The organism is Mycobacterium paraense (genome assembly GCF_002101815.1).
Classification (GTDB): Bacteria; Actinomycetota; Actinomycetes; order Mycobacteriales; family Mycobacteriaceae; genus Mycobacterium; species Mycobacterium paraense.
The window spans coordinates 19,302-44,266 of the sequence record NZ_LQPM01000030.1 but is presented as its reverse complement, the minus strand read 5'-3'; the positions used below and the strand labels follow the sequence as shown (position 1 = coordinate 44,266).

32 protein-coding genes are annotated in these 24,965 nt (G+C 70.1%); 21 read left to right on the top strand and 11 right to left on the bottom strand.

Annotated features, from left to right (window positions below):
• The first annotated feature begins 6 nt into the window (after nucleotides 1-6).
• From AWB89_RS21215 to rplO, 11 genes are all read left to right on the top strand, one after another.
• Complete coding sequence (locus tag AWB89_RS21215; RefSeq protein ID WP_085176584.1) at nucleotides 7-543, top strand: DinB family protein; 537 nt, start codon at nucleotides 7-9, stop codon at nucleotides 541-543.
• 133 nt (nucleotides 544-676) lie between these two features.
• Entirely contained in the window at nucleotides 677-1,045 is a 369-nt protein-coding gene (gene rplN / locus AWB89_RS21210; RefSeq protein WP_003403649.1) for a 50S ribosomal protein L14, read from the top strand.
• Complete coding sequence (gene rplX, locus AWB89_RS21205) at nucleotides 1,046-1,363, top strand: 50S ribosomal protein L24 (protein WP_085097010.1); 318 nt, start codon at nucleotides 1,046-1,048, stop codon at nucleotides 1,361-1,363.
• Complete coding sequence (rplE, locus tag AWB89_RS21200) at nucleotides 1,363-1,926, top strand: 50S ribosomal protein L5 (protein WP_066907407.1); 564 nt, start codon at nucleotides 1,363-1,365, stop codon at nucleotides 1,924-1,926. The genes rplX and rplE overlap by 1 nt, the downstream gene beginning before the upstream one ends.
• Before the next feature lie 4 nt (nucleotides 1,927-1,930).
• Nucleotides 1,931-2,116: a type Z 30S ribosomal protein S14 gene (locus AWB89_RS21195; RefSeq protein ID WP_011739072.1), complete on the top strand. Its 186-nt coding sequence runs from the start codon at nucleotides 1,931-1,933 to the stop codon at nucleotides 2,114-2,116.
• A 15-nt stretch (nucleotides 2,117-2,131) separates the two neighbouring features.
• Nucleotides 2,132-2,530: a 30S ribosomal protein S8 gene (gene rpsH, locus AWB89_RS21190; protein ID WP_085097007.1), complete on the top strand. Its 399-nt coding sequence runs from the start codon at nucleotides 2,132-2,134 to the stop codon at nucleotides 2,528-2,530.
• Between the two features lie 12 nt (nucleotides 2,531-2,542).
• On the top strand, nucleotides 2,543-3,082 hold the full coding sequence (gene rplF / locus AWB89_RS21185) for a 50S ribosomal protein L6 (protein ID WP_066907413.1): 540 nt from the start codon (nucleotides 2,543-2,545) through the stop codon (nucleotides 3,080-3,082).
• A 41-nt stretch (nucleotides 3,083-3,123) separates the two neighbouring features.
• Entirely contained in the window at nucleotides 3,124-3,492 is a 369-nt protein-coding gene (gene rplR / locus AWB89_RS21180; protein WP_085097710.1) for a 50S ribosomal protein L18, read from the top strand.
• Nucleotides 3,493-3,514: 22 nt separating this feature from the next.
• A complete protein-coding gene (rpsE, locus tag AWB89_RS21175; protein ID WP_085097005.1) occupies nucleotides 3,515-4,204 on the top strand; it encodes a 30S ribosomal protein S5 in 690 nt (229 codons plus the stop codon).
• 2 nt (nucleotides 4,205-4,206) lie between these two features.
• Nucleotides 4,207-4,404, top strand: a complete 198-nt coding sequence (gene rpmD, locus AWB89_RS21170) for a 50S ribosomal protein L30 (RefSeq protein ID WP_085097002.1) — start codon at nucleotides 4,207-4,209, stop codon at nucleotides 4,402-4,404.
• Nucleotides 4,401-4,841 (top strand): 50S ribosomal protein L15, encoded by a 441-nt coding sequence (rplO, locus tag AWB89_RS21165; protein ID WP_085096999.1) that lies wholly within the window; start codon nucleotides 4,401-4,403, stop codon nucleotides 4,839-4,841. The genes rpmD and rplO overlap by 4 nt, the downstream gene beginning before the upstream one ends.
• On the opposite strand, the gene AWB89_RS21160 is transcribed toward rplO, so the two are convergent.
• A complete protein-coding gene (locus tag AWB89_RS21160) occupies nucleotides 4,842-5,771 on the bottom strand; it encodes an LLM class flavin-dependent oxidoreductase (protein ID WP_085176325.1) in 930 nt (309 codons plus the stop codon).
• Between the two features lie 39 nt (nucleotides 5,772-5,810).
• Between AWB89_RS21160 and sppA the strand changes: the two genes are divergently transcribed.
• A complete protein-coding gene (gene sppA, locus AWB89_RS21155) occupies nucleotides 5,811-7,586 on the top strand; it encodes a signal peptide peptidase SppA (protein ID WP_085176323.1) in 1,776 nt (591 codons plus the stop codon).
• A 10-nt stretch (nucleotides 7,587-7,596) separates the two neighbouring features.
• On the opposite strand, the gene AWB89_RS21150 is transcribed toward sppA, so the two are convergent.
• From AWB89_RS21150 to AWB89_RS21140, 3 genes are read right to left on the bottom strand one after another with little or no spacing between them, the layout of a single operon-like run.
• Complete coding sequence (locus AWB89_RS21150) at nucleotides 7,597-8,511, bottom strand: class I SAM-dependent methyltransferase (protein ID WP_085176320.1); 915 nt, start codon at nucleotides 8,509-8,511, stop codon at nucleotides 7,597-7,599.
• Between the two features lie 9 nt (nucleotides 8,512-8,520).
• Nucleotides 8,521-9,429, bottom strand: coding sequence for a class I SAM-dependent methyltransferase (locus tag AWB89_RS21145; RefSeq protein ID WP_085176317.1), 909 nt, complete (start codon nucleotides 9,427-9,429; stop codon nucleotides 8,521-8,523).
• Entirely contained in the window at nucleotides 9,422-10,366 is a 945-nt protein-coding gene (locus tag AWB89_RS21140) for a class I SAM-dependent methyltransferase (protein WP_085176315.1), read from the bottom strand. The genes AWB89_RS21145 and AWB89_RS21140 overlap by 8 nt, the downstream gene beginning before the upstream one ends.
• 96 nt (nucleotides 10,367-10,462) lie before the next feature.
• Here AWB89_RS21140 and AWB89_RS21135 point away from each other — a divergent pair, with 96 nt between their 5' ends.
• The gene (locus tag AWB89_RS21135) at nucleotides 10,463-11,239 is read left to right on the top strand and encodes an SDR family NAD(P)-dependent oxidoreductase (RefSeq protein ID WP_085096979.1); all 777 of its coding nucleotides are present in this window, start codon (nucleotides 10,463-10,465) and stop codon (nucleotides 11,237-11,239) included.
• A complete protein-coding gene (locus AWB89_RS21130; RefSeq protein ID WP_085176313.1) occupies nucleotides 11,236-12,468 on the top strand; it encodes a zinc-dependent alcohol dehydrogenase in 1,233 nt (410 codons plus the stop codon). The genes AWB89_RS21135 and AWB89_RS21130 overlap by 4 nt, the downstream gene beginning before the upstream one ends.
• Here AWB89_RS21130 and AWB89_RS21125 read toward each other — a convergent pair.
• Nucleotides 12,465-13,103, bottom strand: coding sequence for a class I SAM-dependent methyltransferase (locus AWB89_RS21125; protein WP_085176582.1), 639 nt, complete (start codon nucleotides 13,101-13,103; stop codon nucleotides 12,465-12,467). The genes AWB89_RS21130 and AWB89_RS21125 overlap by 4 nt on opposite strands.
• Before the next feature lie 75 nt (nucleotides 13,104-13,178).
• On the opposite strand from AWB89_RS21125, the gene AWB89_RS21120 reads away from it, so the two are divergent.
• Entirely contained in the window at nucleotides 13,179-14,033 is an 855-nt protein-coding gene (locus AWB89_RS21120) for a helix-turn-helix transcriptional regulator (RefSeq protein ID WP_085176311.1), read from the top strand.
• Here AWB89_RS21120 and AWB89_RS21115 read toward each other — a convergent pair.
• From AWB89_RS21115 to AWB89_RS21100, 4 genes are read right to left on the bottom strand one after another with little or no spacing between them, the layout of a single operon-like run.
• Nucleotides 14,022-15,056 carry an NAD(P)H-dependent amine dehydrogenase family protein gene (locus AWB89_RS21115; protein ID WP_174627862.1) on the bottom strand — a complete coding sequence of 345 codons (1,035 nt, stop codon included), beginning with the start codon at nucleotides 15,054-15,056 and terminating at the stop codon, nucleotides 14,022-14,024. The genes AWB89_RS21120 and AWB89_RS21115 overlap by 12 nt on opposite strands.
• A gap of 2 nt (nucleotides 15,057-15,058) precedes the next feature.
• Nucleotides 15,059-15,943: an MBL fold metallo-hydrolase gene (locus AWB89_RS21110; protein ID WP_085176307.1), complete on the bottom strand. Its 885-nt coding sequence runs from the start codon at nucleotides 15,941-15,943 to the stop codon at nucleotides 15,059-15,061.
• Nucleotides 15,943-16,605, bottom strand: coding sequence for an L-fuculose-phosphate aldolase (locus tag AWB89_RS21105; protein WP_139830641.1), 663 nt, complete (start codon nucleotides 16,603-16,605; stop codon nucleotides 15,943-15,945). Before AWB89_RS21105 ends, AWB89_RS21110 begins: the two co-directional genes overlap by 1 nt.
• The gene (locus tag AWB89_RS21100) at nucleotides 16,602-17,582 is read right to left on the bottom strand and encodes an NAD(P)-dependent oxidoreductase (protein WP_085176305.1); all 981 of its coding nucleotides are present in this window, start codon (nucleotides 17,580-17,582) and stop codon (nucleotides 16,602-16,604) included. Before AWB89_RS21100 ends, AWB89_RS21105 begins: the two co-directional genes overlap by 4 nt.
• A gap of 30 nt (nucleotides 17,583-17,612) precedes the next feature.
• Between AWB89_RS21100 and AWB89_RS21095 the strand changes: the two genes are divergently transcribed.
• Together AWB89_RS21095 and AWB89_RS21090 are read left to right on the top strand one after the other, a co-directional pair.
• Nucleotides 17,613-18,971: a xylulokinase gene (locus AWB89_RS21095; RefSeq protein ID WP_085176579.1), complete on the top strand. Its 1,359-nt coding sequence runs from the start codon at nucleotides 17,613-17,615 to the stop codon at nucleotides 18,969-18,971.
• A 9-nt stretch (nucleotides 18,972-18,980) separates the two neighbouring features.
• Nucleotides 18,981-19,646: a GNAT family N-acetyltransferase gene (locus AWB89_RS21090; protein ID WP_085176303.1), complete on the top strand. Its 666-nt coding sequence runs from the start codon at nucleotides 18,981-18,983 to the stop codon at nucleotides 19,644-19,646.
• A 5-nt stretch (nucleotides 19,647-19,651) separates the two neighbouring features.
• On the opposite strand, the gene AWB89_RS21085 is transcribed toward AWB89_RS21090, so the two are convergent.
• Both AWB89_RS21085 and AWB89_RS21080 read right to left on the bottom strand, forming a co-directional pair.
• The gene (locus tag AWB89_RS21085) at nucleotides 19,652-20,560 is read right to left on the bottom strand and encodes a class I SAM-dependent methyltransferase (RefSeq protein WP_085176301.1); all 909 of its coding nucleotides are present in this window, start codon (nucleotides 20,558-20,560) and stop codon (nucleotides 19,652-19,654) included.
• 8 nt (nucleotides 20,561-20,568) lie between these two features.
• On the bottom strand, nucleotides 20,569-21,486 hold the full coding sequence (locus AWB89_RS21080) for a class I SAM-dependent methyltransferase (protein ID WP_085176299.1): 918 nt from the start codon (nucleotides 21,484-21,486) through the stop codon (nucleotides 20,569-20,571).
• Nucleotides 21,487-21,670: 184 nt separating this feature from the next.
• Between AWB89_RS21080 and secY the strand changes: the two genes are divergently transcribed.
• The 4 genes from secY to AWB89_RS21060 are packed head-to-tail and all read left to right on the top strand — an operon-like array spanning nucleotide 21,671 to nucleotide 24,939.
• Nucleotides 21,671-22,996: a preprotein translocase subunit SecY gene (gene secY, locus AWB89_RS21075; RefSeq protein WP_085176297.1), complete on the top strand. Its 1,326-nt coding sequence runs from the start codon at nucleotides 21,671-21,673 to the stop codon at nucleotides 22,994-22,996.
• Nucleotides 22,993-23,538, top strand: coding sequence for an adenylate kinase (locus tag AWB89_RS21070; protein ID WP_085096949.1), 546 nt, complete (start codon nucleotides 22,993-22,995; stop codon nucleotides 23,536-23,538). The genes secY and AWB89_RS21070 overlap by 4 nt, the downstream gene beginning before the upstream one ends.
• 2 nt (nucleotides 23,539-23,540) lie before the next feature.
• Nucleotides 23,541-24,341, top strand: coding sequence for a type I methionyl aminopeptidase (gene map, locus AWB89_RS21065; protein WP_085176295.1), 801 nt, complete (start codon nucleotides 23,541-23,543; stop codon nucleotides 24,339-24,341).
• A gap of 52 nt (nucleotides 24,342-24,393) precedes the next feature.
• Complete coding sequence (locus tag AWB89_RS21060) at nucleotides 24,394-24,939, top strand: sigma-70 family RNA polymerase sigma factor (protein WP_085176293.1); 546 nt, start codon at nucleotides 24,394-24,396, stop codon at nucleotides 24,937-24,939.
• The last annotated feature ends 26 nt before the right edge of the window (nucleotides 24,940-24,965 follow it).

Here is a 24,965-nt window from a genome sequence, read left to right as displayed (position 1 = left end):
TTCCCCATGCCCGCGTCGCTACCGCCGCTCGCCGCCGAGGATCACGTCTGCGACGCCTGCTCAGTCGCCTACCTGGACACCGGCATCGACGACGCGCTCGCCGTCATCTCGGGCCTGCCGGACGCCCTCCGGGAGGCGATCGGCGCGATCGCGCCCGAGGCGCGGCGGGTGCGGCCGGCCCCCGAGGTGTGGTCGGTCGCCGAGTACCTCTGCCACGTGCGCGACGTCTACGTCAGCTTCACCATCCGGCTGCACCGCGTGCGCACGGAGCACGAACCCGCCTTCGAGCCGATGTTCAACGACCTGCGGGCCCGCCGCTTCCGCTACAACGACTGCGACATCGAGGCCACGCTCGACGAGCTGGCGGCCGGCACCGCCGGGTTCCGCGACGAGGTCAGGCGCACGGAAGACTGGGACCGCGCGGGCAGCCGGTTGCCCGGCGAACGGCGCACCGCGCGCTGGCTGGTGCGCCAGGCGATGCACGAAGGCGTCCATCATCTCGCCGACATCCGCAGATTTGGCTCTGAGCTGGTCGTCCCCTAGACTCTAGGGGTTGCCTTGGGCAGACCTCGGCCGGTGCGAATCGGCCCCGCGTGCCCTTCGGTGACAAAGACCGCGCACGTCAGGCTAGTGGGTTCGTCCTGCCGTGCACACATGAACCAGGTCAGGAGATCGAGTGATTCAGCAGGAATCGCGGCTGAAGGTCGCCGACAACACCGGCGCCAAGGAGATCTTGTGCATCCGTGTGCTCGGCGGTTCGTCGCGACGCTACGCCGGTATCGGTGACGTCATCGTCGCCACCGTCAAGGACGCCATCCCCGGCGGCAACGTCAAGCGCGGCGACGTCGTCAAAGCCGTCGTGGTGCGCACGGTCAAGGAGCGCCGCCGTCCCGACGGCAGCTACATCAAGTTCGACGAGAACGCCGCGGTGATCATCAAGCCCGACAACGACCCGCGCGGGACGCGCATCTTCGGGCCGGTCGGCCGCGAACTGCGCGAGAAGCGATTCATGAAGATCATCTCGCTGGCCCCGGAGGTGTTGTAGATGAAGGTCCACAAGGGCGACACCGTCCTCGTCATCGCGGGCAAGGACAAGGGCGCCAAGGGCAAGGTCCTGCAGGCCTACCCGGAACGTAACCGCGTGCTGGTCGAGGGCGTCAACCGGATCAAGAAGCACACCGCGGTCTCGACCAACCAGCGCGGAGCGCGGTCGGGCGGCATCGTCACGCAGGAAGCGCCGATCCACGTCTCCAACGTGATGGTCGTCGACTCGGACGGCAAGCCCACCCGGATCGGCTACCGGGTGGACGAGGAAACCGGCAAGCGCGTCCGCATCTCCAAGCGCAACGGCAAGGACATCTGATGAGCACCGCAGAGAAAACTCAGCCGCGCCTGAAAGAGCGCTACCGCAACGAGATTCGGGATGCGTTGCACAAGCAGTTCGGCTACGGCAACGTCATGCAGATCCCGACCGTGACCAAGGTCGTCGTGAACATGGGGGTCGGCGACGCCGCCCGCGACGCCAAGCTGATCAACGGTGCGGTCAACGACCTGGCCCTGATCACCGGGCAGAAGCCCGAGATCCGCAAGGCGCGGAAGTCCATCGCGCAGTTCAAGTTGCGCGAGGGCATGCCGATCGGCGCCCGGGTGACCCTGCGCGGGGACCGGATGTGGGAGTTCCTGGACCGGCTCACGTCCATCGCGCTTCCGCGTATCCGCGACTTCCGCGGCCTGTCGCCCAAGCAGTTCGACGGCGTCGGCAACTACACGTTCGGACTGGCCGAGCAGTCGGTGTTCCACGAGATCGACGTGGACAAGATCGACCGGGTCCGGGGCATGGACATCAACGTCGTCACCTCGGCGACGACCGACGACGAAGGACGAGCGCTGTTGCGGGCCCTCGGCTTTCCGTTCAAGGAGAACTGAGCAGATGGCGAAGAAGGCATTGGTCAACAAGGCCGCACGCAAGCCGAAGTTTGCGGTGCGCGGCTACACCCGCTGCAGTAAGTGCGGCCGTCCGCGTGCGGTGTTCCGCAAGTTCGGGCTGTGCAGGATCTGCCTGCGCGAGATGGCGCACGCGGGCGAGCTGCCCGGTGTGCAGAAGAGCAGTTGGTAACAGGGGACTAACGATATGACGATGACGGACCCGATCGCGGACTTCTTGACGCGTCTGCGCAATGCCAATTCGGCGTACCACGACGAGGTGAGCCTGCCGCACTCCAAGATCAAGGCGAACATCGCCCAGATCCTCAAGGCCGAGGGCTACATCAACGACTACCGCACCGAGGACGCTCGCGTCGGCAAGTCGCTGGTGATCCAGCTCAAGTACGGCCCGAGCCGGGAGCGCAGCATCGCCGGCCTGCGCCGGGTGTCCAAGCCGGGTTTGCGCGTGTACGCGAAATCCACCAACCTGCCGCGGGTGCTCGGCGGACTGGGCGTGGCGATCATCTCCACGTCGTCGGGTCTGCTCACCGACCGTCAGGCGGCCAGACAGGGCGTGGGCGGCGAAGTCCTCGCGTACGTGTGGTGAGGGGTAGTACAGATGTCGCGCATTGGTAAGCAGCCGGTTCCGGTACCCACCGGAGTCGACGTAACGATCGAAGGCCAGAACGTCTCGGTCAAGGGACCCAAGGGCTCGCTGAACCTGACGGTCGCCGAGCCGATCACGGTGGCGCGCAACGACGACGGCGCGATCGTGGTCACCCGCCCCAACGACGAGCGGCGCAACCGCTCGCTGCACGGGCTGTCGCGCACGCTGGTGTCCAACCTCGTCACCGGCGTGACCGAGGGCTACACCGTGAAGATGGAGATCTTCGGGGTCGGCTACCGCGTGCAGCTCAAGGGCTCCAACCTCGAGTTCGCGCTGGGCTACAGCCACCCCGTGGTGATCGAGGCGCCCGAGGGCATCACGTTCGCGGTCCAGTCGCCGACGAAGTTCACGGTGTCGGGGATCGACAAGCAGAAGGTCGGCCAGATTTCGGCGAACATCCGCCGCCTGCGCCGTCCCGATCCGTACAAGGGCAAGGGCGTGCGCTACGAGGGCGAGCAGATCCGCCGCAAGGTCGGAAAGACAGGTAAGTAGTCATGGCGCAAAAGAAGGCTGAGACCGCCGCGCGGAAGCCGGTGGGGCAGAGCGTATCCGCGACGCGGCGCGTCTCGCGGCTGCGCAGGCACGCGCGGCTGCGCAAGAAGATCGCGGGCACGCCGCAGCGTCCGAGGCTGGTGGTGCACCGCTCGGCGCGGCACATCCACGTGCAGCTGGTCAACGATGAAAACGGCACCACGCTGGCCGCCGCCTCGTCGATCGAGGCCGACGTGCGGGGCCTCGAGGGTGACAAGAAAGCCCACAGCGTGCGGGTGGGCCAGCTGATCGCCGAGCGCGCCAAGGCCGCCGGCATCGACTCCGTGGTGTTCGACCGTGGCGGATACACCTACGGCGGACGGATCGCGGCGCTGGCCGACGCCGCGCGCGAGAACGGATTGAGTTTCTGATGACAACTGGAAGGACCGCATAATGGCGGAACAGTCAGCCGGCGGACCCGAGGCCCGCGGCGACAACCGCGACTCGCGCGGTGACAACCGCGACGGCCGTGGCCGGCGCGATGGTGGCGGCCGCGGCGGTCGTGACCGCGACGGCGAGAAGAGCAACTACTTAGAGCGGGTCGTCGCCATCAACCGAGTCTCCAAGGTGGTCAAGGGTGGACGGCGATTCAGCTTCACCGCGTTGGTCATCGTCGGTGACGGCGCCGGCATGGTCGGCGTCGGATACGGCAAGGCCAAGGAGGTTCCGGCCGCGATCGCCAAGGGCGTCGAGGAGGCCCGCAAGGGCTTCTTCCGCGTTCCGCTGATCGGCGGGACCATCACGCACCCGGTGCAGGGTGAGGCGGCCGCCGGTGTGGTGCTGCTGCGCCCGGCCAGCCCGGGTACCGGTGTGATCGCCGGCGGTGCGGCGCGCGCGGTGCTGGAATGCGCTGGGGTGCACGACATCCTGGCCAAGTCGCTGGGCAGCGACAACGCGATCAACGTGGTGCACGCCACCGTGGCCGCGCTCAAGCTGCTGCAGCGTCCCGAGGAGGTGGCCGCTCGTCGCGGCCTGCCGATCGAGGACGTCGCCCCGGCCGGGATGCTCAAGGCGCGCCGCGAGAGCGAAGCGGTCGCCGCCAGCCTGCCCGCGGGCGCGGCGGTCCGGGAGGGAACGGCGTAGCCATGAGTCAGCTCAAGATCACCCAGGTGCGCAGCACCATCGGTGCGCGCTGGAAGCAGCGTGAGAGCCTGCGCACCCTGGGGTTGCGGCGGATTCGCCACTCGGTGATCCGCGAGGACAACCCGCAGACCCGCGGCCTGATCGCGGCGGTGCGTCACCTCGTCGAGGTGGAGTCGGCACCCGAAGGGAAAACACAGTGACCATCAAGCTGCACGACCTGAAGCCCGCGCCCGGGTCGAAAACGGCGCGCACCCGCGTCGGTCGCGGTGAGGGTTCCAAGGGCAAGTCGGCCGGCCGGGGTACCAAGGGCACCAAGGCCCGCAAGAACGTGCCGGCCACCTTCGAGGGTGGCCAGATGCCGATTCACATGCGGCTGCCCAAGCTCAAGGGATTCCGGAACCGGTTCCGCACCGAATACGAGATCGTCAACGTCGGCGACATCAACCGGCTGTTCCCGCAGGGCGGTTCGATCGGTGTGGACGAACTGGTGGCCAAGGGCGCGGTGCGCAAGAACGCGTTGGTCAAGGTCCTCGGGGACGGAAAGCTCACCGTCAAGGTCGACCTGACCGCGCACAAGTTCAGCGGCAGCGCGCGCGAGAAGATCACCGCCGCGGGCGGTTCGGTCACCGAGCTGTAGTCAGCCCAGCTGCGGAATGACCTCCGCGGCAAGGCGTTCCATCTGCTCGCGGTTCTCCGGCACGTCGACGCCGACGGGGTTGAGCAACAGGTACTCGGCGCCGGCGTCGATCACCTCGCGCAGGCCGCGCGCCACGTCGTCGGGTGTGCCGGAGACGGGCACCGCCTCGATGCCGGGAATCGCGTTGCCGTAGATGCGGTGCAGCCCTTCCAGCACCCGTTCGCGGGCGCGGGCCGCATCGTCGTCGACCATCAGGTAAACCCGTTTGCCAATGGTGAAGCGCGCCGGGTCTTTTTGTTGCTCCTCGAGCTCGTGACGCACGGTGGTGACCGCGCCGGTGAAGTGCTCCGTCGTCGAGGAGCCCGCGCCCAGGAACGAGTCGCCGAGGCGCACAGCCCGGGCCAGGGCCTTGGGCGCCAGACCGCCGAACCAGATCGGCGGGTGCGGCCGCTGCACGGGTTTCGGATTGAAGGGCAGGCCGTCGACGTCGCGGAAGCGGCCGTGGAAGGTCACCGTGGGCTCGTCCGACCACGCCCCCTTCATCAGCTCGAGGCCCTCGGTGAAATACGAGATGAAGTGGTCCTTGTCCACCCCGAATGCGGCGAACTGTCGTCCGCCGCCGCCGGGTGCCACGCCAATGTCGAGCCGGCCGTGGCTCAATCGGTCGACGGCGACCACTGACTGGGCCAGCTGCAGCGGCTCGTGCAGGGACGTCACCAGTACGGCGACACCCAGGCGGAGTCGCTCGGTGCCGGCCGCGCACCACGCCAGCAGCTCCAGCGGCGCAAGCAGCGGGGCCTGCCCGATGGTCTGCTCGAGCACCCAGCCTCCCTCGAACCCGAGCTCCTCGGCGCGGGCAAGGTAGGACCGAAGGCCTTGAGCGTCAAAGCCGCTGTAGTCGAACTGGGGGATGGCAATGGAAAACCTCACCCGACCACCGTACGGCGGCCGATCGGTACCCTGCACAGTATGTTCGGTTTCCTGCCCTCCATTCCCGGGATCGACGAGGTCCGTGCGCTGGCCGGCCGCGTCGATACCGCCCGCCACCACGGCGTGCCCAACGGCTGCGTGCTCGAATTGGACCTGCGCTCGGTGCCGCCGGAGACGGCGGGGTTCGACCCGCTGGCGATCGTCAGCGGCGCCGGCCGGCCGATGACGCTGCGCGACACCGTCGCCGCGATCCACCGCGCAGCCGAGGACTCCCGGGTGGCCGGGCTGATCGCCCGCGTGCAGCTGGGCGCGTCGCCCCCGGCGGCCGTGCAGGAGCTGCGCTCGGCCATCGAGGCCTTCAGCGCCGCCAAGCCGTCCCTGGCGTGGGCCGAGACCTATCCCGGAACGCTGTCCTACTACCTGGCCTCCGCGTTCGGGGAGGTGTGGATGCAGCCGGCGGGAAGCGTCGGGCTGATCGGCTTCGCCAGCAACGCGATGTTCCTGCGCGACGCGCTCGAGAAGGCGGGCATCGAGGCCCAGATCATCTCGAAGGGCGAATACAAGTCGGCGGCAAACCTTTTCACCGAGGGCGGCTTCACCGAGGCCCACCGCGAGGCGGTCACCAGGATGCTGCAGAGCCTGCAGGACCAGGTGTGGCGGGCGGTCGCCGAGTCGCGCAAGGTCGAGCCGGAGGCGCTCGACGCGCTGGCCGACCGCGGCCCGCTGTTGCGCGACGAAGCGGTGGCCTCCGGCCTGGTCGACCGCATCGGATTCCGCGACGAAGCCTACGCCCGGATAGCGGAACTCACCGGGGCTGAGGATGTTTCGGACGGCGACGAGCCGCCCCGGCTGTACCTCGCGCGCTACGCGGGAGCGGCCCGGTCCCGGCTGACCCCGCCCGTGCCGCCGGTGCCCGGGCGCCGGCCCAAGCCGACCTTCGCCGTGATCACCGTCGACGGCAACATCGTCGGCGGGCGCGGTGGCCCGCAATTCCTGCCCGTCGGCACGCCCACCGCCGGCGCCGACACGATCGCGGCGGCGCTGCGGGAGGCCGCCGCCGACGACTCGGTGTCCGCGATCGTGCTGCGGGTCAACAGCCCGGGCGGTTCGGTCACCGCGTCCGAAACCATCTGGCGCGAGGTGAAAATGGCGCGCGAACGCGGCAAGCCGCTGGTGGCGTCGATGGGTGCGGTCGCGGCGTCCGGCGGCTACTACGTCGCGATGGCCGCCGACGCGATCGTCGCCAATCCGGCCACCATCACCGGCTCGATCGGGGTGATCACCGGGAAGCTGGTGGTTCGCGGCCTGAAGGGTCGCCTGGGTGTCGCGTCGGATACGGTGCGCACCAACGCGAATGCCGACGCCTGGTCGGCCGATGCGCCGTTCACGCCGGAGCAGCGGGCGCATCGAGAGGCCGAGGCGGACCTGATGTACGCCGACTTCGTGGACCGGGTCGCCGAGGGCCGCAAGCTGAGCATCGACGACGTGGATGTCGCTGCGCGGGGCCGGGTGTGGACCGGTGCCGACGCCGCCGAGCGCGGCCTGGTCGACGAACTCGGGGGCTTCCGGGCGGCGGTGCGGCGTGCCAAGGCCCTCGCGGGCCTGGACGAGGACACCGAGGTCCGCCTCGTCGGCTATCCGAGTTCCTCGCTGCTCGATTTGGTGCGGCCGAGGTCGTCGTCACAGCCGGCCGCCGCGTCGCTGCCGGATGCGCTGGGCGCGCTGCTCGGCCGCTCGATCGCCGGAATTCTGGACAGCGCCGAGCAGACGCTGAGTGGCGCCAGCGCGTTGTGGCTGGGGAATTCGCGCCTGTAACCCCGCGACGCTAGCCGGCGAGCCTGCCGCTGATGAAGATGATCTCGCCCAGCGGGTCGTCGTGCTCGGGGTTGGGCACCTCGATGTTGTTGCGCTGGAACAGTTCCGTGCGCGTGATGCCGTCGACCTCCCAGCCCTTGGACCGCAGATAGTCGACGACGTGGTTGCGCTCGCCGGTGTACACCAGCGACGCCATGTCGACGTCGACGCCGTGCTCCCGAAAGACGCCGGCCATGTCCTGCACCCGGCTCGCGTCGAAATCGATGATGCCGGGCACGAATTCGGTGGCGACGGTGCTGCCGGGCGCGCTGAGGGCCGTGATGTGGTCGAACAGCCGGTCCTGGGCCTCCGGTGGCAGGTAGATCAGCAGGCCCTCGGCCAACCACGCGGTCGGCGCCGCCGCGTCCCATCCCGCGGCCCTCAGCGCGGCCGGCCAGTCCCCGCGCAGGTCGATGGCGATGGTGCGCCGGGTGGCGGTCGGTTCGGCGCCGATGCCGGCCAGCGTGGTCGTCTTGAACTCGATCACCTGCGGCTGGTCGAGCTCGTAGACCACCGTGCCGTCCGGCCACGGCAACCGGAAGGCGCGCGAGTCCAGGCCGGACGCCAGGATCACCGCCTGGCGCACGCCGGTGCTGGTGGCGTCAATGAAGTAATCGTCGAAGTACTTGGTGCGCACGGCCATTCCGTCGCTCATCGCCTGCATGCGCGCCGGCGACGCGTTCTCGATGGCGTCGAAATCGATTTCGCCGTCCATCAGCTTGGTGAACAGCTCCACCCCGACGGCGCGCACCAGCGGCTCGGCGAACGGGTCGTTGATCAGCCCGCGGGGGTCCTTGGTGGCCATCGCGCGGCCGGCCGCGACCATGGTCGCGGTCACGCCCACGCTGGTGGCCAGGTCCCAGTTGTCGTCATGAGCGCGTGCCATGGGTCAACCCTACTTGAGGGTCGCGGCGACGTAACTCAGCTCGCCGAAGGTGGCCGCCATCTCGTCCTCGGGGAAGTCAAAGCCGTTGCGCGCGTACAAGTCCCGGGCGGGGTGGGCCGTCACCTCCCAGCCGTGGGTGCTCAGGTAGTCCACGACGACGTTGCGCTCGCCGCGGTAGAACAGGTCGGCCGCGTCGAGGTCGAAACCGAAGCGCTGCCAGCGCTCGGAGATGCGCGCCAGGCGCTCGTCGGAGAACGCGTTCGGGTCGGGCACGCGCTCGGTGGCCAGCCGGCTGCCCGGCGCGCTGAGCGCGGTGATGTTGTCGAACAGCCGGTCCTGTGCCTCGGGCGGCAGGTAGGGCAGCAGCCCCTCGGCGCTCCACGCGGTCGGCCGGGAAGTGTCGAACCCGGCGTCGCGCAGGGCGGCGGGCCAGTCGTCGCGCAGGTCGATGGCGACCGCGCGGCGCTCGGCGGTCGGTTCGGCGCCGATGTTGGCCAGCGTGTCTGTCTTGAACGCCAGCACCTGGGGCTGGTCGATCTCGTAGACCACGGTGCCGGCCGGCCACCGCAACCGGTACGCCCTGGTGTCCAGGCCGGAAGCCAGGATCACCGCCTGGCGCACGCCGTCTTCGCCTGCGCCGGCGAAGAAGTCGTCGAAAAACCTGGTGCGCACCGTGATCTGCTGGGCCCGGGCTTTCCGGTTGAACAGCGCGTCGTCCTCGACATCGAGCTCGCCGTCGATGATGCGGATGAAGGGGTCCAACCCGACGGCGCGGACCAGCGGATCGGCGAACGGATCGTCGAGGAGCGCGTCGGGTCCCTGCGACGCCACGGCGCGGGATGCCGCGACCATGGTGGCCGTCGCGCCCACGCTGGCCGCGGGGCCCCAGCTGTCGCCGTCGGTGCGCCCCTTACTCATGCGTGCCGCTCACGTAGAGGACGTCGCCCATGCGCATGTCGTCGTCCGCCAGCGGCGGAAGGCCGTTGGCCGAGAACAGGTCTCGGATGCTGATGCCGTCCATCGCCCAACCGCGCTCGCGCAGGTAGGGCGCCGCCTCGTTGCGCTCGCCGAAGTAGACCAGCCCCGCCATGTCCAGGTCGAAGCCGTGCGCGCGCCAGCGCTCGGAGATGGTTTGCATGCGCTCCCGCATCTTGTCCTCGTCGCCGGGCTCGGGGTTGGGCGCGCTTTCGGTGGCCAGCCGGCTGCCCGGCGCGCTGAGCTCGGTGATGGTGTCCAGCAGGCGGTCCTGCGCCTCGGGCGGCAGGTAGCCGAGCAGGCCCTCGGCGCTCCACGCGGTGGGCTGGGCCGGGTCGAACCCGGCGGCGCGCAGGGCGGCGGGCCAGTCTTCGCGCAGGTCGATGGCCACCACCCGCCGCTCGGTGGTGGGAGCGGCGCCCAGCTCGGCCAGCGTGCGGGTCTTGAACTCGATGACCTGGGGCTGGTCGACCTCGTACACCACGGTTCCGGCGGGCCAGGCCAGCCGGTAGGCGCGGGAGTCCAGGCCCGACGCCAGGATCACCGCCTGCTTGATGCCCGCCTGCGTCGCGCCCAGGAAGAACTCGTCGAAGAACTTGGTGCGCACGGCCATGTTGTCGGCCATGCGCGACATCGCCCCGGTGGACCCGCTGGCGCCGTCGTGCACGTCGTTCAGGTCGTCCGGATTGACCTCGCCGGTCGCCAGGCGGGTGAGCAGGTCGACGCCGACGGCCCGGACCAGCGGCTCGGCGAACGGGTCGTCGATCAGCGGCCGGTCGGCGCGGGTGGCGACGGCCCGGGCGGCGGCGACCATGGTCGCGGTCACCCCGACGCTGGAGGCCAGGTCCCAGGTGTCGCCCTCATACCTGGTGGAAGTCATAGTCGCCCCTGTTCGGATCTAGTTAATCTAATATTTAGCCGATATAACAAGCTTCCCCCACTGTACGCTTCCCGCCTTTAGCGGCAACCTTGACGGATGACGTACGCGGCGGCAGGCAAGCGGGTGCTGATCACCGGCGCCTCGTCGGGCCTGGGGGCGGCCCTGGCCCGAGGGCTGGCGGCGCGGGGCGCGGTGGTCGGCCTGGTCGCCCGGCGGCGCGACCGCCTGGCCGAGGTGCTGGCCGACTGCCGGCGGTCCTCCCCGGAATCGACGATGTGGGTGGCCGACCTGGCGGACACCGCGTCGCTGCCCGAGCTGGCGCTGCGGGCATGGGAGGCGCTCGGCGGCGTCGACGTGCTGGTCAACAACGCCGCGATCCCGAAACGGCGTCCCGTCACCGCGCTGGCGCCCGACGAGGTCGAAGACGTCATGCGGGTCAACTTCTTCGCGCCGATGCGGCTGACGCTGGCCCTGCTGCCGCGGATGCTGGCCCGCGGGTCCGGCCTGATCGTCAACGTGTCGAGCGTCGGCGGCCGGCTCGGGATCATCCACGAAAGCGCCTACTGCGCAAGCAAGTTCGCGCTGTGCGGCTGGAGCGAGGCGATGGCCGTGGACCTGCACGGCAGCGGGGTCGCGGTGAAGCTCATCGAACCGGGCCCCGTCGACACCGAGATCTGGGACCACCCCGGCAGCGAGGAACCCCTCTACCAGGGCCCCAAGGTGCCCGCCGACGAGGTGGCCGAAGGCGTCATCGAGGCGCTGGGCACCGGCGCGTTCGAGCACTACGTGCCCGACATGAAAGCGGTCGTCGACGCCAAGAACGCCGACCTCGACTCGTTCATCGCGGGCTCGGCCGGGATGGGGTCGCGATGAGGGCGCTCGTCTACGGCGTGCCGCCGGAGCCCTTCGCGGTACCCGATACCGCCAACACGCTGACCCGAAACCTCGCGCGCACGCCGACCGCGATGCGCGACGTGCCGGATCCGGCACTGCCGCATGAGGATTGGGTGATCACCCGGCCGCGGCTGACCGGCATCTGCGGGTCGGACTCCAAGCAGATCCTGATGGATTTCGGCGAGGCCGACGCCGACAACGCCATGTCCGCGTTCTGCTCGTTTCCCCAAGTCATGGGGCACGAGGTGGTCGCCGACGTGGTCGCGCTGGGGCCGCAGGCCCGCGGGCTGCAGATCGGCCAGCGGGTGGTGCTCAACCCGTGGCTGTCGTGCGGGCCGCGCGGCATCTCCCCGCCCTGTCCCGCGTGCGAAAGCGGCGACTACAGCCTGTGCTGGAGCTTTACCGACGGCGACATCAAGCCCGGCATCCACACCGGGGTGTCGGCCGACGTGACCGGCGGCTACGCCGAACTGATGCCCGCCCACGACAGCATGCTCTTCGCGGTTCCGGATTCGGTGCCCGACGAACTGGCGGTGTTCGCCGACCCCTTCTCGGTGTCCCTGCACGCGATCACCCGCCACCCGCCGCCGCCCTCGGGCCGGGTGCTGGTGTACGGGGCGGGCTCGCTGGGGCTGTGCGCCGTCGCGATCCTGCGGGCGCTCTACCCCGACGTGGCCGTCGCGGTGGTCGCGCGGTTCGCGGCCCAGCGCGAGCTGGCCCACCGGTTCGGCGCCGATCTCGTGCTGGAGCACGAACCCCGGCTGGCCGTCATCGAGGAACTGGTGGCCTGGGGCGGCGGGCGGCTCCGGCAGCCGCTGCTCGGCCTGCCGATGGCCTACCCCGGCGCGGTCGACGTGGTGTACGACACGATCGGCAAGCCCGAGACCTTCGAGGTCGGGGTCCGGGTGCTGCGCGCCCGCGGGACGCTGGTGAAGGCCGGCGTGCACGCGCCTGGCCGCTGGGAGTGGAGTCCGTTGTATTTCAAGGAGATCGCCCTCGTCGGGTCGAACGCGTTCGGTGTCGAGGAGGTCGAGGGCCAGCGCCGGCACGCGATCGCGCACTACCTGGACCTGGCCGCCGCCGGCCGGGTGGACCTGCGGCCCATGCTGACGCATACCTTCGGACTCGAGCGGTGGCGCGACGCCTTCCTGGCGATCGCCAACCAGGCCGACAGCGGCGCGGTCAAGGTGGCGATCGACCAGCGCTAGACGGGTCGCGTGGCGCGGTAGTAGTTCAATCGCCCGAGAATGCGGTGTGGGGTCGACGCGAGCTCGGTGCAGTCGAATCCCGCCGTGCTCAGCAGCCGGGGGATCGCGTCGCCGAGGTTGCCGGCCGCATGCGGATTGCGCCTGATCAGCCGGGCCGCCGGGCCGTGGTCGCCGGCGGCGTCGCCGCCGATGTCGACCAGGTGCAGCCACCCGCCGGGACGCAGGACGCGGAAGATCTCCGCCGCCGCAGCGGCTTTCGCGTCGCCGTTGATGTGGTGCAGCATCATCGACGACAGCACCCGGTCGAATTCGCCGTCGGCGTAGGGCAACCGCTCGGCGTAGCCGGGGTCGAAACGGATGTCGTTCGCCTTGCGCCGCGCGCGGTCGAGTGCCCGCGGGTCGGGGTCGCACCCCGTGACGTCGGCGCCCGGGTGCGCGCGCTTGACGCGGGTGGTGAGATTGCCGGTGCCGCAGCCGATTTCCAGGACGCGCTGGCCGTCGGCGATTTCGGCCTGAGCGATCAGGGTGGCATAGACCTTGGGCATCCCCAACAGCCGGGCGAACAGGTCGTAGCAGGGGAGCAGCGCGTCGTGGCCGGCGGCGGGCAGGTAGTCATGTGGATGATGTTTTGTCATGCATTCCATGGTGAACCGCAGGGGCGCCTAATAATTAGCCGATTCTCGGCAAAAATTGGACTATCTTTGGGTGCCATGAGTGTCGCGACCCGCTTGATCAGCCATCGCGGCGGCGTGCCCGTCTACCAGTACCGGAGCGATGGGGACATCCCGCCCGTATCGGTGATGTGGGCGGGGCGCGAAGACGTGGTCGCGCATGGCCGCCACATTCACGACTTCCCCGCGCTGTGGTACATCCCCGCCGCCGGGCGGGTGTATGTGGTGGCGGCGGGCGAGGTCATCGACCCCGCCGGCGTGGGCAACATCGTCGGTGGGGTGGGCGTCTTCTTCGATCCGGCGGCCCTCGGCGAGGATGGCCGGTCGCCGTGGCCGGCGTGGCGGGCGCATCCGCTGCTGTTCCCGTTTTTGCACGGGCGGTCCGGCGGGCTGCTGCGGCTGGACGTGCCCGCGGACCGGCGGCCGGCGTGGGAGGGCGCGATCGCGTCGATCGACGCCGAACTGACCGCGCGCCAAGACGGTTACCAGCAGGCCGCGCTGGCCCATCTCACGCTGCTGCTGATCGACCTGGCGCGGCTGGCCGTCGACGTGGTCGGCGACCTGCGGCGCAGCGGCGAACCGCTGCTGGCCGAGGTCTTCGAGGTGATCGACCGGCGGCACGCCGAGCCGTTGTCGTTGCGCGACGTCGCCGGCGAACTGGGCATCACGCCGGGGCACCTGACCACCGTGGTGCGACGCCGCACCGGGCGCACCGTGCAGGAGTGGATCATCGAACGCCGGATGGCCGAGGCCCGGACCTTGCTGGCCGAAACGGATCTCCCTGTCGCCGAGGTCGCCGGTCGCGTCGGGATCGGCGATCCGGGCTATTTCAGCCGGCTCTTCGGCCGCGCGCACGGCACCTCGCCCCGCGCGTGGCGCGGTTCAAATCGTTAGCGCCCCTGGGGATCCGCTGACGGGCAGGTCGATCGGGGTGATGACGCCCGGCGGCGCCTGGCACAGGAACGGTATGGCGTTGACCGCCGCGACGGCCGTGCTGTCCATCAACACGGTCATCACGTCCTCCCCGGGACGGCCGAACCGGATCGTCGCGTCGACGCGCGGTGCACCCTCGATCACCACGCTGAAACCCTTGGGGTCGGTCCACTTCGGGTCGAGCGCGTCGTCGCTCATGGTCCAGCAGATGGCCAGCTCGACCACCGGGCGCCCGCCGCGATAGCCGCGATAGGTGCGGCGCTGGCCACCGGCGGTGCCGGCGGCGTAGTCCACCCAGCCCAGGTTCAGATCGCGGGTCAGCACCGCGGGCTCGACGAACGCCTCCTTGGAGTCGAGTTCGGTGCCCAGCATGGTGGCGATCATGTCCAGCGTCTCGAAGTAGCCGAGGCCGTAGCGTTGCGCCGCCGGGTCGAGGCGCGTCACCCGCTCACGCGGCGCCTTCCCGAATCCGAGCACCTTCCACACGTCCTGGACGGGATAGGTTGTGCAGTCCAGCGTTTCGACGAGCTTGACGCTGTGGACTTTTCGGCAGGCGCCGGTGAGGAAGCCGGCGACGACGTTGATGAAGCCCGGCTCGAACCCGGTGCCCAGGAACGTCGCGCCGCCCTGCCGGGCCGCCTCCTGCAGCGCCGGGAGCTCGGCCGGGTGGTGGCTGCCGGTCACGAAATCTCCCGTGGTGACGACGTTGATGCCGGAGCGCAGCATCCGGATCACCAGGTCGTAGTCGATGGCGCGGGGCATGTAGTTCACGCAGTCCGGTTTCAGTGCGAGCAACGCGTCGGCGTCGCCGGTTGCGACGACACCGACGGGGGCCTGGCTGGCCAGCGCGCCGGCGTCGCGGCCCACCTTGTCGGCGCCGAACGCGTGGACGCCCACCACCTCGAAGTCGTCGCGCTCCAGCAGGACGCCCAGGGCCCGCGTGCCGATGTTGCCGGTCGACCACTGCACCACGCGGTACGTCATGCTCATACCGTATCGATGTCCAGCCAGTCGTCGACCTCGAATTGGTCGCCGACGGCGCGGATGGTCGCGCCACCGCGGCCGGGGTAGTGGGCGGGTATCACGGCGGCCTTGGCCCGGGCGGCCTCGGTGAAGATTCGGCTCCGCGTGGCGGCCGCGGCGGCGGCGTCGACGTCGAACGCGCAGGCGTCGGCGGGCCGGCGCAGTTGCAGCGGGCTGTGGGTGAGGTCGCCGACGAAGACGGCCGGCTGACCGGCGTCCAGCCACAGCACCGAGGACCCCGGCGTGTGCCCGGGGGCGGGGCGCAGCCGCAGCGACGGGCTGATCTGGAAGTCGTCGGACCATGCGACGAGCTGCCCGGCCGCCTCGATGGGCAGCACGCTGTCGGCGAACACGAGCCGGTCACCGGGCTGATCGCCCGCGGGCCCGTCCGGTGCGAAGTGGCGGTAGTCGGCGGCCGGCACCAGGTACCGGGCGTTGGGAAACGTCGGCACCCAGGTTCCGTTGTGCGCCATGGTGTTCCACCCGACGTGGTCGGAGTGGACGTGGGTGTTGACCACCACGTCCACCGCGTTGCGGTCGATGCCCGCCGACTCCAGCGCCGCCAGGAACCCGGTGTCGAGGTGGTCCAGCGGCGGCATGTGCGGGCGGTCGCGGTCGTTGCCGACGCCGGTGTCCACGACGACGGTAAGCCCGTCCACCTCGATGAACCAGCTTTGGATCGCGATGTGCCACTGGTCGGTGTCGGGGTCGAAGAAGTCCGGCACCAGCAGGTCGGCGTTGTCGCGCCACCCCGAGGGCGGCGTACCGGGGAAGGAGCGGGTCGGCAGGTCGAACCGAAGTTCCAGCACCCGCCCGACGCTCGCGTGGCCGAACCGGGCCCGCCGCATCAGGTGTTGGCGCGCAGGTAGGTGTAGACGCCGGCGAAGTTGCGGTTCACGTCCTCGGGAATGGGGACCGGGCCGCCGAGCGCCCTTGCGCCCCAGACTATTTGGGCGGTCCGCTCGACGAGCGCGGTGATGTGCAGCACCTTGTCGGGCCGCGGCCCCACCGCGACCAGGCCGTGGTTGGCGATCAGGGCGGCCCCCCGGCCCTCGAGCGCCTTGACCGCGTTGGTCCCGACCTCGGGCGTGCCGGAGGCGGCGTAGTCGGTGCAGCGGACCTCCCCGCCGCAGTAGACGGCGAACTCGTCGATGCACGCCGGGATCGGCTGGTGCGCAATGGCGAACATGGTCGCCCACACCGGATGGCTGTGGATGACGCTGCCGACGTCGTCGAACGCCTGGTAGCACGCCAGGTGCAGCTTCGCCTCCGAGGACGGCGACCGGCCCTCGGCGGCGTGCAGCACGGCGCCGTCCGGGTCGATCAGGACGAGGTCGTCGAGCTGCATGTCGCGGTAGTCGACCGACGACGGCGTGATGACGATGTTGCCGTCGGGGCGCCGTGCCGAGATGTTGCCGGCGGTCCCCTCGACCAGGCCCCGGCGCAGCATGTCCTTGGCGGCGTCCAGCACGGCGTTCTCGGCGTTGGCCACGGATTTCACGGATGTCATGGCCCTAGCACCTCCGGGTTGACGATGTGGGTGGGCGTCCCGCCGGCCAGCAGCGCTTCCAGGTCGTCGGCCACCAGCTGCGCCTGCCGCGCCTCAGTGTTCCACGTGGCGCCCCCGATGTGCGGCGTCAGCACGACATTGGGCATGGCCACCAGCGGGTGGTCGGTCGGCAGCCATTCGCCGACGAAATGGTCCAGCCCGGCGGCGGCGACCTTGCCGGTGCGCAACGCGTCGACGAGCGCGTCGGTGTCGTGCAGCTGGGCCCGGGCGGTGTTGAGGAAGACGACGCCGTCGCGCATCGCCGCGAACTGCGGCGCGCCGATCATGCCGGCGGTGCTCTCGGTGACCGGCGCGTGCAGGGACACCACGTCGGCCTCGGCCAGGAGTTCGTCGAGGGAGTGGTGCGCCTCGTCGTTGTAGGGATCGTGGGCGATCACCCGCATGCCCAGCCCGGCCAGCCGCCATCGCGTGGCGCGGCCGACGGCGCCCAGGCCCACCAGCCCGGCGGTGCGCCCGGCGATCTCCCAGCCGCGGAACCGCTGATAGGGGATGCTGCCGTCGCGAAACGTGTTGCCGGTGCGGACATCCGCGTCGGCGGCCAGCAGGTGGCGGGTGACCCCCAGCAGCAGCGCCACCGCCATCTCGGCGACCGCGTCGGCGTTGCGGCCCGGGGTGTTGAGCACCGGGATGCCGGCGGCGGTGGCCCCGTCGACGTCGACGTTGTTCGGGTCGCCCCGGGTGGACGCGATCGCGCGCAGCTTCAGGTCGAACACCGGGCCGCGGACCGAGTCGCTTTCCACCACAACGACATCGGCGGCCTCGGCGGTGATCCGCTCGGCCAGCTGCTCGCCGCTGTAGATCCGCAGCGGCGTCTGGTCGATCCAGGGGTCGTAGACCACCTCGGCCAGTTGCCGGAGCTTGTCGAAGCCCGGCCCCCGCAGCGGGGCGGTCACCAAGGCGCGCGGTCTTGACGTCACGAAGCACCATGCTGGCGTACGGTGACGCCCGTGTCACGTGATGGCGTCACAATCGGCATCGACATCGGCAGCACCGCCGTCAAGGCGGTGGCCGCCGACGCCGACGGCCGGGTGACCGCGCGGGCCCGCGTGCCGCACCAGCTGCGGGTGCCGGCGCCCGATCGGCTCGAGCACGACGCCGACGAGGCGTGGCGGCGCGGGCCGTTGGCCGCCCTCGCGCAGCTGGACCGCCCGGACGCCGCCGCGGTGGCCGTCGCGGCGATGGTGCCCTCGCTGACCGCCGTCGACGCCGCAGGCACCCCGCTGACGCCGGGGCTGCTGTACGGGGACGGCCGCGGCCGCGGCCCGGGCGGCGACGAGCAGCCCCTGCCGGCGCTGGGCGAGGCCGCCGAGTTCCTGCGCTGGACCGCCGCCGAGGCGCCCGGAGCGGCCGGGTACTGGCCGGCGCCGGCGGTGGCCAACCACGCCCTGGCGGGCGAGGCGGTGCTGGACCTCGCGACCGCGGCCACCGCCTTCCCGTTGTTCGACGGGACGGGCTGGAACGAGGCGGCATGCGCCGAGCGGGGCGCGAACGTCGAGCAGATGCCCCGGGTGGCCACGATCGGGACGGCCGCCGGGCAGCTTCCCGGGGCCGGGACCGTGCTGGGGATCGGCGCCATCGACGCGCTGTGCGAACAGATCGTGGCCGGCGCCGACCGCGACGGCGACGTGTTGGTGCTGTGCGGCACCACCCTGATCGTGTGGAACACCATCCCGGAGGCCCGGCAGGTGCCCGGACTGTGGACGATCCCGCACACCGCCCCCGGCAAGAGCCAGATCGGCGGGGCCAGCAACGCGGGCGGGCTGTTCCTCGGCTGGGTGGATCGCGTTGTCGCCCAAGGCGATCCGACGGCCGCAGACCCGCGCCGGGTGCCCGTCTGGTCGCCCTACATCCGCGGCGAGCGCACCCCGTTCCACGACCCCGACCGCCGCGCCGTGCTCGACGCCCTGGACCTCACCCACGACGCCGGCGCGCTGCGCCGCGCCGCCTACGAGGCGTCCGCCTTCGTCGTGCGTCAGCTGATCGAGTTGAGCGGGGCGCCGGTGGCGCGCATCGTGGCCGCGGGCGGGGGCACCCGGGTCGCGCCGTGGATGCAGGCCATCGCCGACGCCACCGGGCGCCCGGTGGAGGTGTCCGCGGTGGCCGAGGGGGCTGCGCTGGGCGCGGCCTTTTTGGGTCGCATGGCGGCCGGCCTGGAAACCGCGATCGCCGACGCGGCCCGGTGGGCGCGGGTGGAGCGCGTCGTGGAGCCGCAGCCCGCGTGGGCCGCGGCCACCGCGGACCGCTACCAACGCTTCCTGGAGCTGGGAAACCGACGATCCGACGCACTACCTTCGGTGGCGTTCTAGGCTGGTGCAATGACTGACCAGGACCGCAAAGCCGCCCGCCGGGAGATCGCCGACGCCCTGTTGAAAGCCCTCGAACGCCGGCACGACATAGCCGATGTCGTGGTCGAGTCCGAGAACAACGCGGTCGCGGTCGAGGAGATCGTCCGGCTGCTCGACACGTCGCACCTGGCCGCCGAAGCGGTGATGAGCATGTCCTTCGCCCAGCTCACCAAGGACTCGCGCCGCAAGATCCTGGCCGAGCTCGAGGACCTGAACAAGCAGCTGAGCTTCACCCTCGGCGAGCGCCCGGCCAGTTCGGGGGAGACCCTCGAGCTGCGGCCCTTTTCCGCCGAGGAGGACCGGGACATCTTCGGCGCGCGCACCGAGGACATGGGCGCCGCCGGCGACGGGTCCGGCGGCCCGGCCGGCAGCCTCGACGACGAGATCCGCGCGGCGCTGGGGCGCCTCGACGACGAGGAGGCCGCCTGGTTCGTGGCCGTCGACTCGGGGGAGAAGGTCGGCATGGTGTTCGGCGAGCTGGTCCGCGGCGAGGTGAACGTGCGGATCTGGATCCACCCCGAGCACCGCAAGAAGGGCTACGGCACGGCCGCGCTGCGCAAGTCGCGCACCGAGATGGCATGGTGCTTCCCGGCCGTGCCGCTGGTGGTGCGCACGCCGCCGGCCAAGCCCGCCTGAGGCAGCTAGCTCAGCGTCGCCGACACGTACTTGATATCGCCGAAGGCGACCGCGGACGGCTGGCCGGGGAACTCAAAACCGTTCTGCGCGTAAAGCTCCGGCGTGCTGTGCACGGTGGATTGCCAGCCGAGGCCGGCCAGGTAGGCCACCACGTCGTTGCGCTCACCCGGGTAGACCAGCTCGGCCCAGTTCAGGTTCAGGCCCAGCCGCCGCCAGCGCTCGCTCATCTCGCGGCCTCGCTTCTCGATGCGGTCGCGCATGTTGGGGACGTAGCCGGTGCCCAGCCTGCTGCCGGGGGCGCTGAGCGCGGTGATGTGGTCGAACAGGCGGTCCTGGGCGTCGGGCGGCAGGTAACCCAGCAGGCCCTCGGCGATCCAGGCCGTCGGCGAGGCGGTGTCAAACCCGTTGTCGCGCAACGCGGCCGGCCAGTCGTCGCGCAGGTCGACGCCCACCGGTTTGCGGTCGGCGGTCGGGGACGCGCCGAGCCCGGCCAGGGTGCGGGTCTTGAACTCGATCACCTTGGGCTGGTCGATCTCGTAGACGGCCGTCCCGGCCGGCCACGGCAGCCGGTAGGCGCGGGTGTCCAGCCCCGAGGCCAGGATCACGGCCTGCCGTATCCCGGCCCCGGCGGCGTCGAGAAAGAACGAGTCGAAGAACCGGGTGCGCACGGCCATGCCCTCGCTGAGCCGCCGCGGCGTGAAGGCCGGATCGTCCTCCGCCAGCTCGATCTCGCCGTTCATCATCCGGATGAAGGCGTCGACGCCGACGGCGTTCACCAGCGGCTCGGCGAAGGGGTCGTCGATCAAGGGGTTCGGGCCCTTGGATGCCATCGCCCGGCGCGCGGCCACCGCGGTGGCCGTGGCGCCCACGCTGGACGCCAGATCCCAGCTGTCGCCGTCGAAGCGTTCCGCCATGCGGACTCCTAGCGCAGGGTGGCCGTGACGGCGATGATGTTGCGGAGCTGGGATTCCTCGTCCTCGGGGAACACCCGGCCGTAATCGGCGAAGAACTCCCGCCGCGGTCGGGTGGTCACTTCCCAGCCCCGCTCGCCGAGGTAGTCCACGACATTGCTGCGTTCGCCGTCGAAGAACAGCCCGGACAGATCGATGTCGCAGCCCAGGTTGGCCCACCGCTCGTTGAATTGCTGCGCCCGTTGGGTCATGGTGCGACCGGAATCGCCGTGGTACTCGGTGGCCAGCTTGCTGCCCGGCGCGCTGAGGTCGGTGATGTTGTCGAACAGCCGGTCCTGCGCCTCGGGCGGCAGGTACATCAGCAGCCCTTCCGCGCTCCAGGACGTCGGTTGGGACGGGTCAAAACCGCTGCGGCGCAACGCCTCCGGCCAGTCCTCGCGCAGGTCGATGGCGACGGTGCGCCGCTCGGCGGTCGGGGCGGCCCCCAGGTTGGCCATGGCGGCGCTCTTGAACTCGACGACCTTGGGCTGGTCGACCTCGTAGACCACGGTGCCGGGCGGCCAGGCCAGCCGGTAGGCGCGCGCGTCCAGGCCGGCGGCCAGGATCACCGACTGCGTGACGCCGTCGCGCGCCGCGTTGAGGAAGAAGTCGTCGAAGAAGCGGGTGCGCACCGCGATCGAATCCGTCTCGAGCCGAAGGTCGCGTTCGCCGGCCGGCGCCTCGGTCGGGGCTTTTGACGGTGGTAGGTCGCCGTCGACCAGGCGGATGAAGAACTCCAGGCCGACAGCCCGCACCAGCGGCGCCGCGAACGGGTCGTTGATGATCGCGTCCGGTTCGGCGCTGGCCCGCGCGCGGGCGGCGGCGACCATCGTGGCCGTGGCGCCGACGCTGGAGGCCAGATCCCAGGTGTCTTGATCGCTTCGCGTCATCGATGCTCCCACTTACTTAGCCAATGCAATGAGCCACCGAAACTCTACGCCTCGTCGCTGTCGGCAAAGGGTGTTGACCGGAGCAGTCCCGCCCAGCTGTTAGTCTCGTACACGGTTTGACGCGCGACGCCGTACGTCCTGGCCTGCGGGTGTTAGGCGCGTGACGCAGGACGCAGGAGGAAGAGTGCTTTCGGCTTTCATCTCATCGCTGCGGACAGTCGATCTGAGACGGAAGATCCTCTTCACGCTTGGCATCGTCGTCCTCTATCGGGTCGGTGCGGCTTTGCCGTCGCCCGGGGTCAACTACCCGAACGTGCAGCAGTGCATCAAGGAGGCCAGCGGCGGCGAGGCGGGGCAGATCTATTCGCTGATCAACCTGTTCTCCGGCGGCGCGCTGCTCAAGCTCACGGTGTTCGCCGTGGGGGTGATGCCCTACATCACCGCCAGCATCATCGTGCAGCTGCTGACCGTGGTCATCCCGCGGTTCGAGGAGTTGCGCAAGGAAGGCCAGTCCGGCCAGGCCAAGATGACCCAGTACACCCGGTACCTGGCCATCGCGCTGGCGGTCCTGCAGGCCACCAGCATCGTGGCGCTGGCCGCCAACGGCGGGCTGCTGCAGGGCTGCTCGCTGGACATCATCGCCGACCAGAGCATCTTCACGCTGGTCGTCATCGTGCTGGTCATGACCGGCGGTGCGGCGCTGGTGATGTGGATGGGTGAGCTGATCACCGAGCGCGGCATCGGCAACGGCATGTCGCTGCTGATCTTCGTCGGGATCGCGGCGCGCATCCCCGCGGAGGGCAAGAGCATCCTGGACAGCCGCGGCGGCGTCATCTTCGCCGCGGTCTGCATCGCCGCGCTGATCATCATCGTCGGCGTGGTGTTCGTCGAGCAGGGCCAGCGCCGCATCCCGGTGCAATACGCCAAGCGCATGGTGGGCCGGCGCATGTACGGCGGAACCTCGACCTATCTGCCGCTGAAGGTCAACCAGGCCGGCGTCATCCCGGTCATCTTCGCGTCGTCGCTGATCTACATTCCGCACCTGATCACCCAGCTGATCCGGAGCGGCAGCGGCGGGGTCGGCAACAGCTGGTGGGACAAGTTCGTCGGCAGCTACCTGTCCGACCCGAGCGACCCGGTCTACATCGGCATCTACTTCGGCCTGATCATCTTCTTCACGTACTTCTACGTGTCGATCACGTTCAACCCCGACGAGCGCGCCGACGAGATGAAGAAGTTCGGCGGGTTCATCCCCGGCATCCGGCCGGGCAAGCCCACCGCCGACTACCTGCGTTATGTGCTGAGCAGGATCACCCTGCCGGGCTCGATCTACCTGGGCGCGATCTCGGTACTGCCCAACCTGTTCCTCCAGATCGGCAACGGCGGCGCGGTCCAGAATTTGCCGTTCGGCGGTACTGCGGTTTTGATCATGATTGGCGTCGGTTTGGATACGGTCAAACAAATCGAGAGCCAGCTCATGCAGCGCAACTACGAAGGGTTCCTCAAGTGAGAGTGGTTTTGCTGGGACCGCCCGGGGCGGGCAAGGGTACGCAGGCCCAAAAGCTCGCCGAGAAGCTGGGAATCCCGCAGATCTCCACCGGGGAGCTGTTCCGCAGCAACATCGAGAACGGCACCAAACTCGGTCTTGAGGCCAAGCGCTACCTCGATGCGGGCGATCTGGTGCCCTCCGACCTGACCAACCAGCTCGTCGATGACCGGCTCGACGAGGCCGACGCGGCCAACGGTTTCATCCTGGACGGCTACCCGCGCTCGCTCGAGCAGGCCAAGGCGCTGCACGAGATGCTCGAACGCCGCGGCACCGACATCGACGCGGTGGTCGAGTTCCGCGTCTCGGAGGACGAGTTGCTGCACCGGCTCAAGGGCCGCGGCCGCGCCGACGACACCGAGGACGTGATCCACAACCGGATGAAGGTCTACCGCGACGAGACCGCGCCGCTGCTGGAGTACTACAGCGACGAGCTCAAGACGGTCGACGCGGTCGGCTCCATGGACGAGGTTTTCGCCCGCGCCCTGCAAGCGCTGGGCAAGTAATCATGAGCGCGCTGGCACGGCTGCGGAGTCGCAGGGTCGTGCCGCAGCGCAGCCCCGGCGAACTCGACGCGATGGCGGCGGCCGGTGCGGTGGTGGCCTCCGCCCTGCAGGCGGTGCATGCGGCCGCGGTCGCGGGGGCGTCGACGCTGAGCCTCGACGAGATCGCCGAGTCGGTGATCCGCGAGGCCGGGGCCGTCCCGTCGTTCCTGGGCTACCACGGTTACCCGGCGTCGATCTGCGCGTCCGTCAACGACCGGGTGGTGCACGGCATCCCGTCCGCCGCGGAAATACTGGCCCCGGGCGACCTGGTGTCCATCGACTGCGGCGCGGTGCTGGACGGCTGGCACGGCGACGCCGCCATCACGTTCGGGGTCGAGACGCTGGACGCCGCCGACGAGGCGCTGTGCGACGCGACCAGGGAGTCGCTGGAGGCCGGCATCGCGGCGATGGTCCCCGGCAACCGGCTGACCGACGTCGCGCACGCCATCGAAACGGGCACGCGCGCCGCCCAGTCCCGCTACGGGATCCCCTTCGGGATCGTCGAGGGCTACGGCGGCCACGGCATCGGCCGGCACATGCACATGGACCCGTTCCTGCCCAACGAGGGCTCCCCCGGACGGGGCCCGCTGCTGGCGCCGGGCTCGGTGCTGGCGATCGAGCCGATGCTGACGCTGGGAACCACCAAAACGCTGGTGCTCGACGACGCCTGGACCGTCACCACCGCCGACGGATCGCGCGCCGCGCACTGGGAGCACACCGTCGCCGTCACCGACGCCGGGCCGCGCATCCTGACCCTTGCTTAGCCGCCTGAACTAAACACCCATTCGACTCGTTTCAGTAGTCGGAGGTGATCGAGTGGCCCGTGTGGCAGGCACGTGGAGGGCTTCCGGGGCTGCCGAAGCCGCCCTGATGAAGGCGCTCTACGACGAGCACGCCGCGGTTTTGTGGCGCTACGCGCTCCGGTTGACCGGGGACGCGAGCCAAGCCGAGGACGTCGTCCAGGAGACGCTGTTGCGGGCGTGGCAGCATCCGGAGGTCATCGGCGACACGGATCGCTCGGCGCGGGCGTGGCTGTTCACCGTCGCCCGCAACATGATCATCGACGACCGGCGCAGCGCGAGGTACCGCAACGTCGTCGGTTCGCTGGACGAAGCGGGGGCGCCCGAGCAGTCGACGCCCGACGAGGTGAACGCGGCGCTGGACCGGCTGCTGATAGCCGAGGCCATGACGCAATTGTCCGTGGAGCACCGGGCCGTGATCGAGCGGTCCTACTACCGCGGGTGGACCACCGCACAGATTGCTGCGGACCTCGAGATAGCCGAAGGAACAGTGAAGTCGCGACTACACTATGCCGTGCGGGCATTGCGGCTCACTCTGCAGGAACTTGGAGTCACGCGATGACCATCCGCATGGTCATCGGCTCCGAA

Bases quoted from the DNA above. Each gene is read 5' to 3' on its own strand.
- AWB89_RS21215 (WP_085176584.1), top strand. From the start codon at position 7: ATGCCCGCGTCGCTACCGCCGCTCGCCGCCGAGGATCACGTCTGCGAC.
- rplX (WP_085097010.1), top strand. From the start codon at position 1,046: ATGAAGGTCCACAAGGGCGACACCGTCCTCGTCATCGCGGGCAAGGAC.
- rplE (WP_066907407.1), top strand. From the start codon at position 1,363: ATGAGCACCGCAGAGAAAACTCAGCCGCGCCTGAAAGAGCGCTACCGC.
- AWB89_RS21195 (WP_011739072.1), top strand. From the start codon at position 1,931: ATGGCGAAGAAGGCATTGGTCAACAAGGCCGCACGCAAGCCGAAGTTT.
- rpsH (WP_085097007.1), top strand. From the start codon at position 2,132: ATGACGATGACGGACCCGATCGCGGACTTCTTGACGCGTCTGCGCAAT.
- rplF (WP_066907413.1), top strand. From the start codon at position 2,543: ATGTCGCGCATTGGTAAGCAGCCGGTTCCGGTACCCACCGGAGTCGAC.
- rpsE (WP_085097005.1), top strand. From the start codon at position 3,515: ATGGCGGAACAGTCAGCCGGCGGACCCGAGGCCCGCGGCGACAACCGC.
- rpmD (WP_085097002.1), top strand. From the start codon at position 4,207: ATGAGTCAGCTCAAGATCACCCAGGTGCGCAGCACCATCGGTGCGCGC.
- sppA (WP_085176323.1), top strand. From the start codon at position 5,811: ATGTTCGGTTTCCTGCCCTCCATTCCCGGGATCGACGAGGTCCGTGCG.
- AWB89_RS21150 (WP_085176320.1), bottom strand. From the start codon at position 8,511: ATGGCACGCGCTCATGACGACAACTGGGACCTGGCCACCAGCGTGGGC.
- AWB89_RS21145 (WP_085176317.1), bottom strand. From the start codon at position 9,429: ATGAGTAAGGGGCGCACCGACGGCGACAGCTGGGGCCCCGCGGCCAGC.
- AWB89_RS21140 (WP_085176315.1), bottom strand. From the start codon at position 10,366: ATGACTTCCACCAGGTATGAGGGCGACACCTGGGACCTGGCCTCCAGC.
- AWB89_RS21135 (WP_085096979.1), top strand. From the start codon at position 10,463: ATGACGTACGCGGCGGCAGGCAAGCGGGTGCTGATCACCGGCGCCTCG.
- AWB89_RS21130 (WP_085176313.1), top strand. From the start codon at position 11,236: ATGAGGGCGCTCGTCTACGGCGTGCCGCCGGAGCCCTTCGCGGTACCC.
- AWB89_RS21125 (WP_085176582.1), bottom strand. From the start codon at position 13,103: ATGACAAAACATCATCCACATGACTACCTGCCCGCCGCCGGCCACGAC.
- AWB89_RS21120 (WP_085176311.1), top strand. From the start codon at position 13,179: ATGAGTGTCGCGACCCGCTTGATCAGCCATCGCGGCGGCGTGCCCGTC.
- AWB89_RS21115 (WP_174627862.1), bottom strand. From the start codon at position 15,056: ATGACGTACCGCGTGGTGCAGTGGTCGACCGGCAACATCGGCACGCGG.
- AWB89_RS21110 (WP_085176307.1), bottom strand. From the start codon at position 15,943: ATGCGGCGGGCCCGGTTCGGCCACGCGAGCGTCGGGCGGGTGCTGGAA.
- AWB89_RS21105 (WP_139830641.1), bottom strand. From the start codon at position 16,605: ATGACATCCGTGAAATCCGTGGCCAACGCCGAGAACGCCGTGCTGGAC.
- AWB89_RS21090 (WP_085176303.1), top strand. From the start codon at position 18,981: ATGACTGACCAGGACCGCAAAGCCGCCCGCCGGGAGATCGCCGACGCC.
- AWB89_RS21085 (WP_085176301.1), bottom strand. From the start codon at position 20,560: ATGGCGGAACGCTTCGACGGCGACAGCTGGGATCTGGCGTCCAGCGTG.
- AWB89_RS21080 (WP_085176299.1), bottom strand. From the start codon at position 21,486: ATGACGCGAAGCGATCAAGACACCTGGGATCTGGCCTCCAGCGTCGGC.
- map (WP_085176295.1), top strand. From the start codon at position 23,541: ATGAGCGCGCTGGCACGGCTGCGGAGTCGCAGGGTCGTGCCGCAGCGC.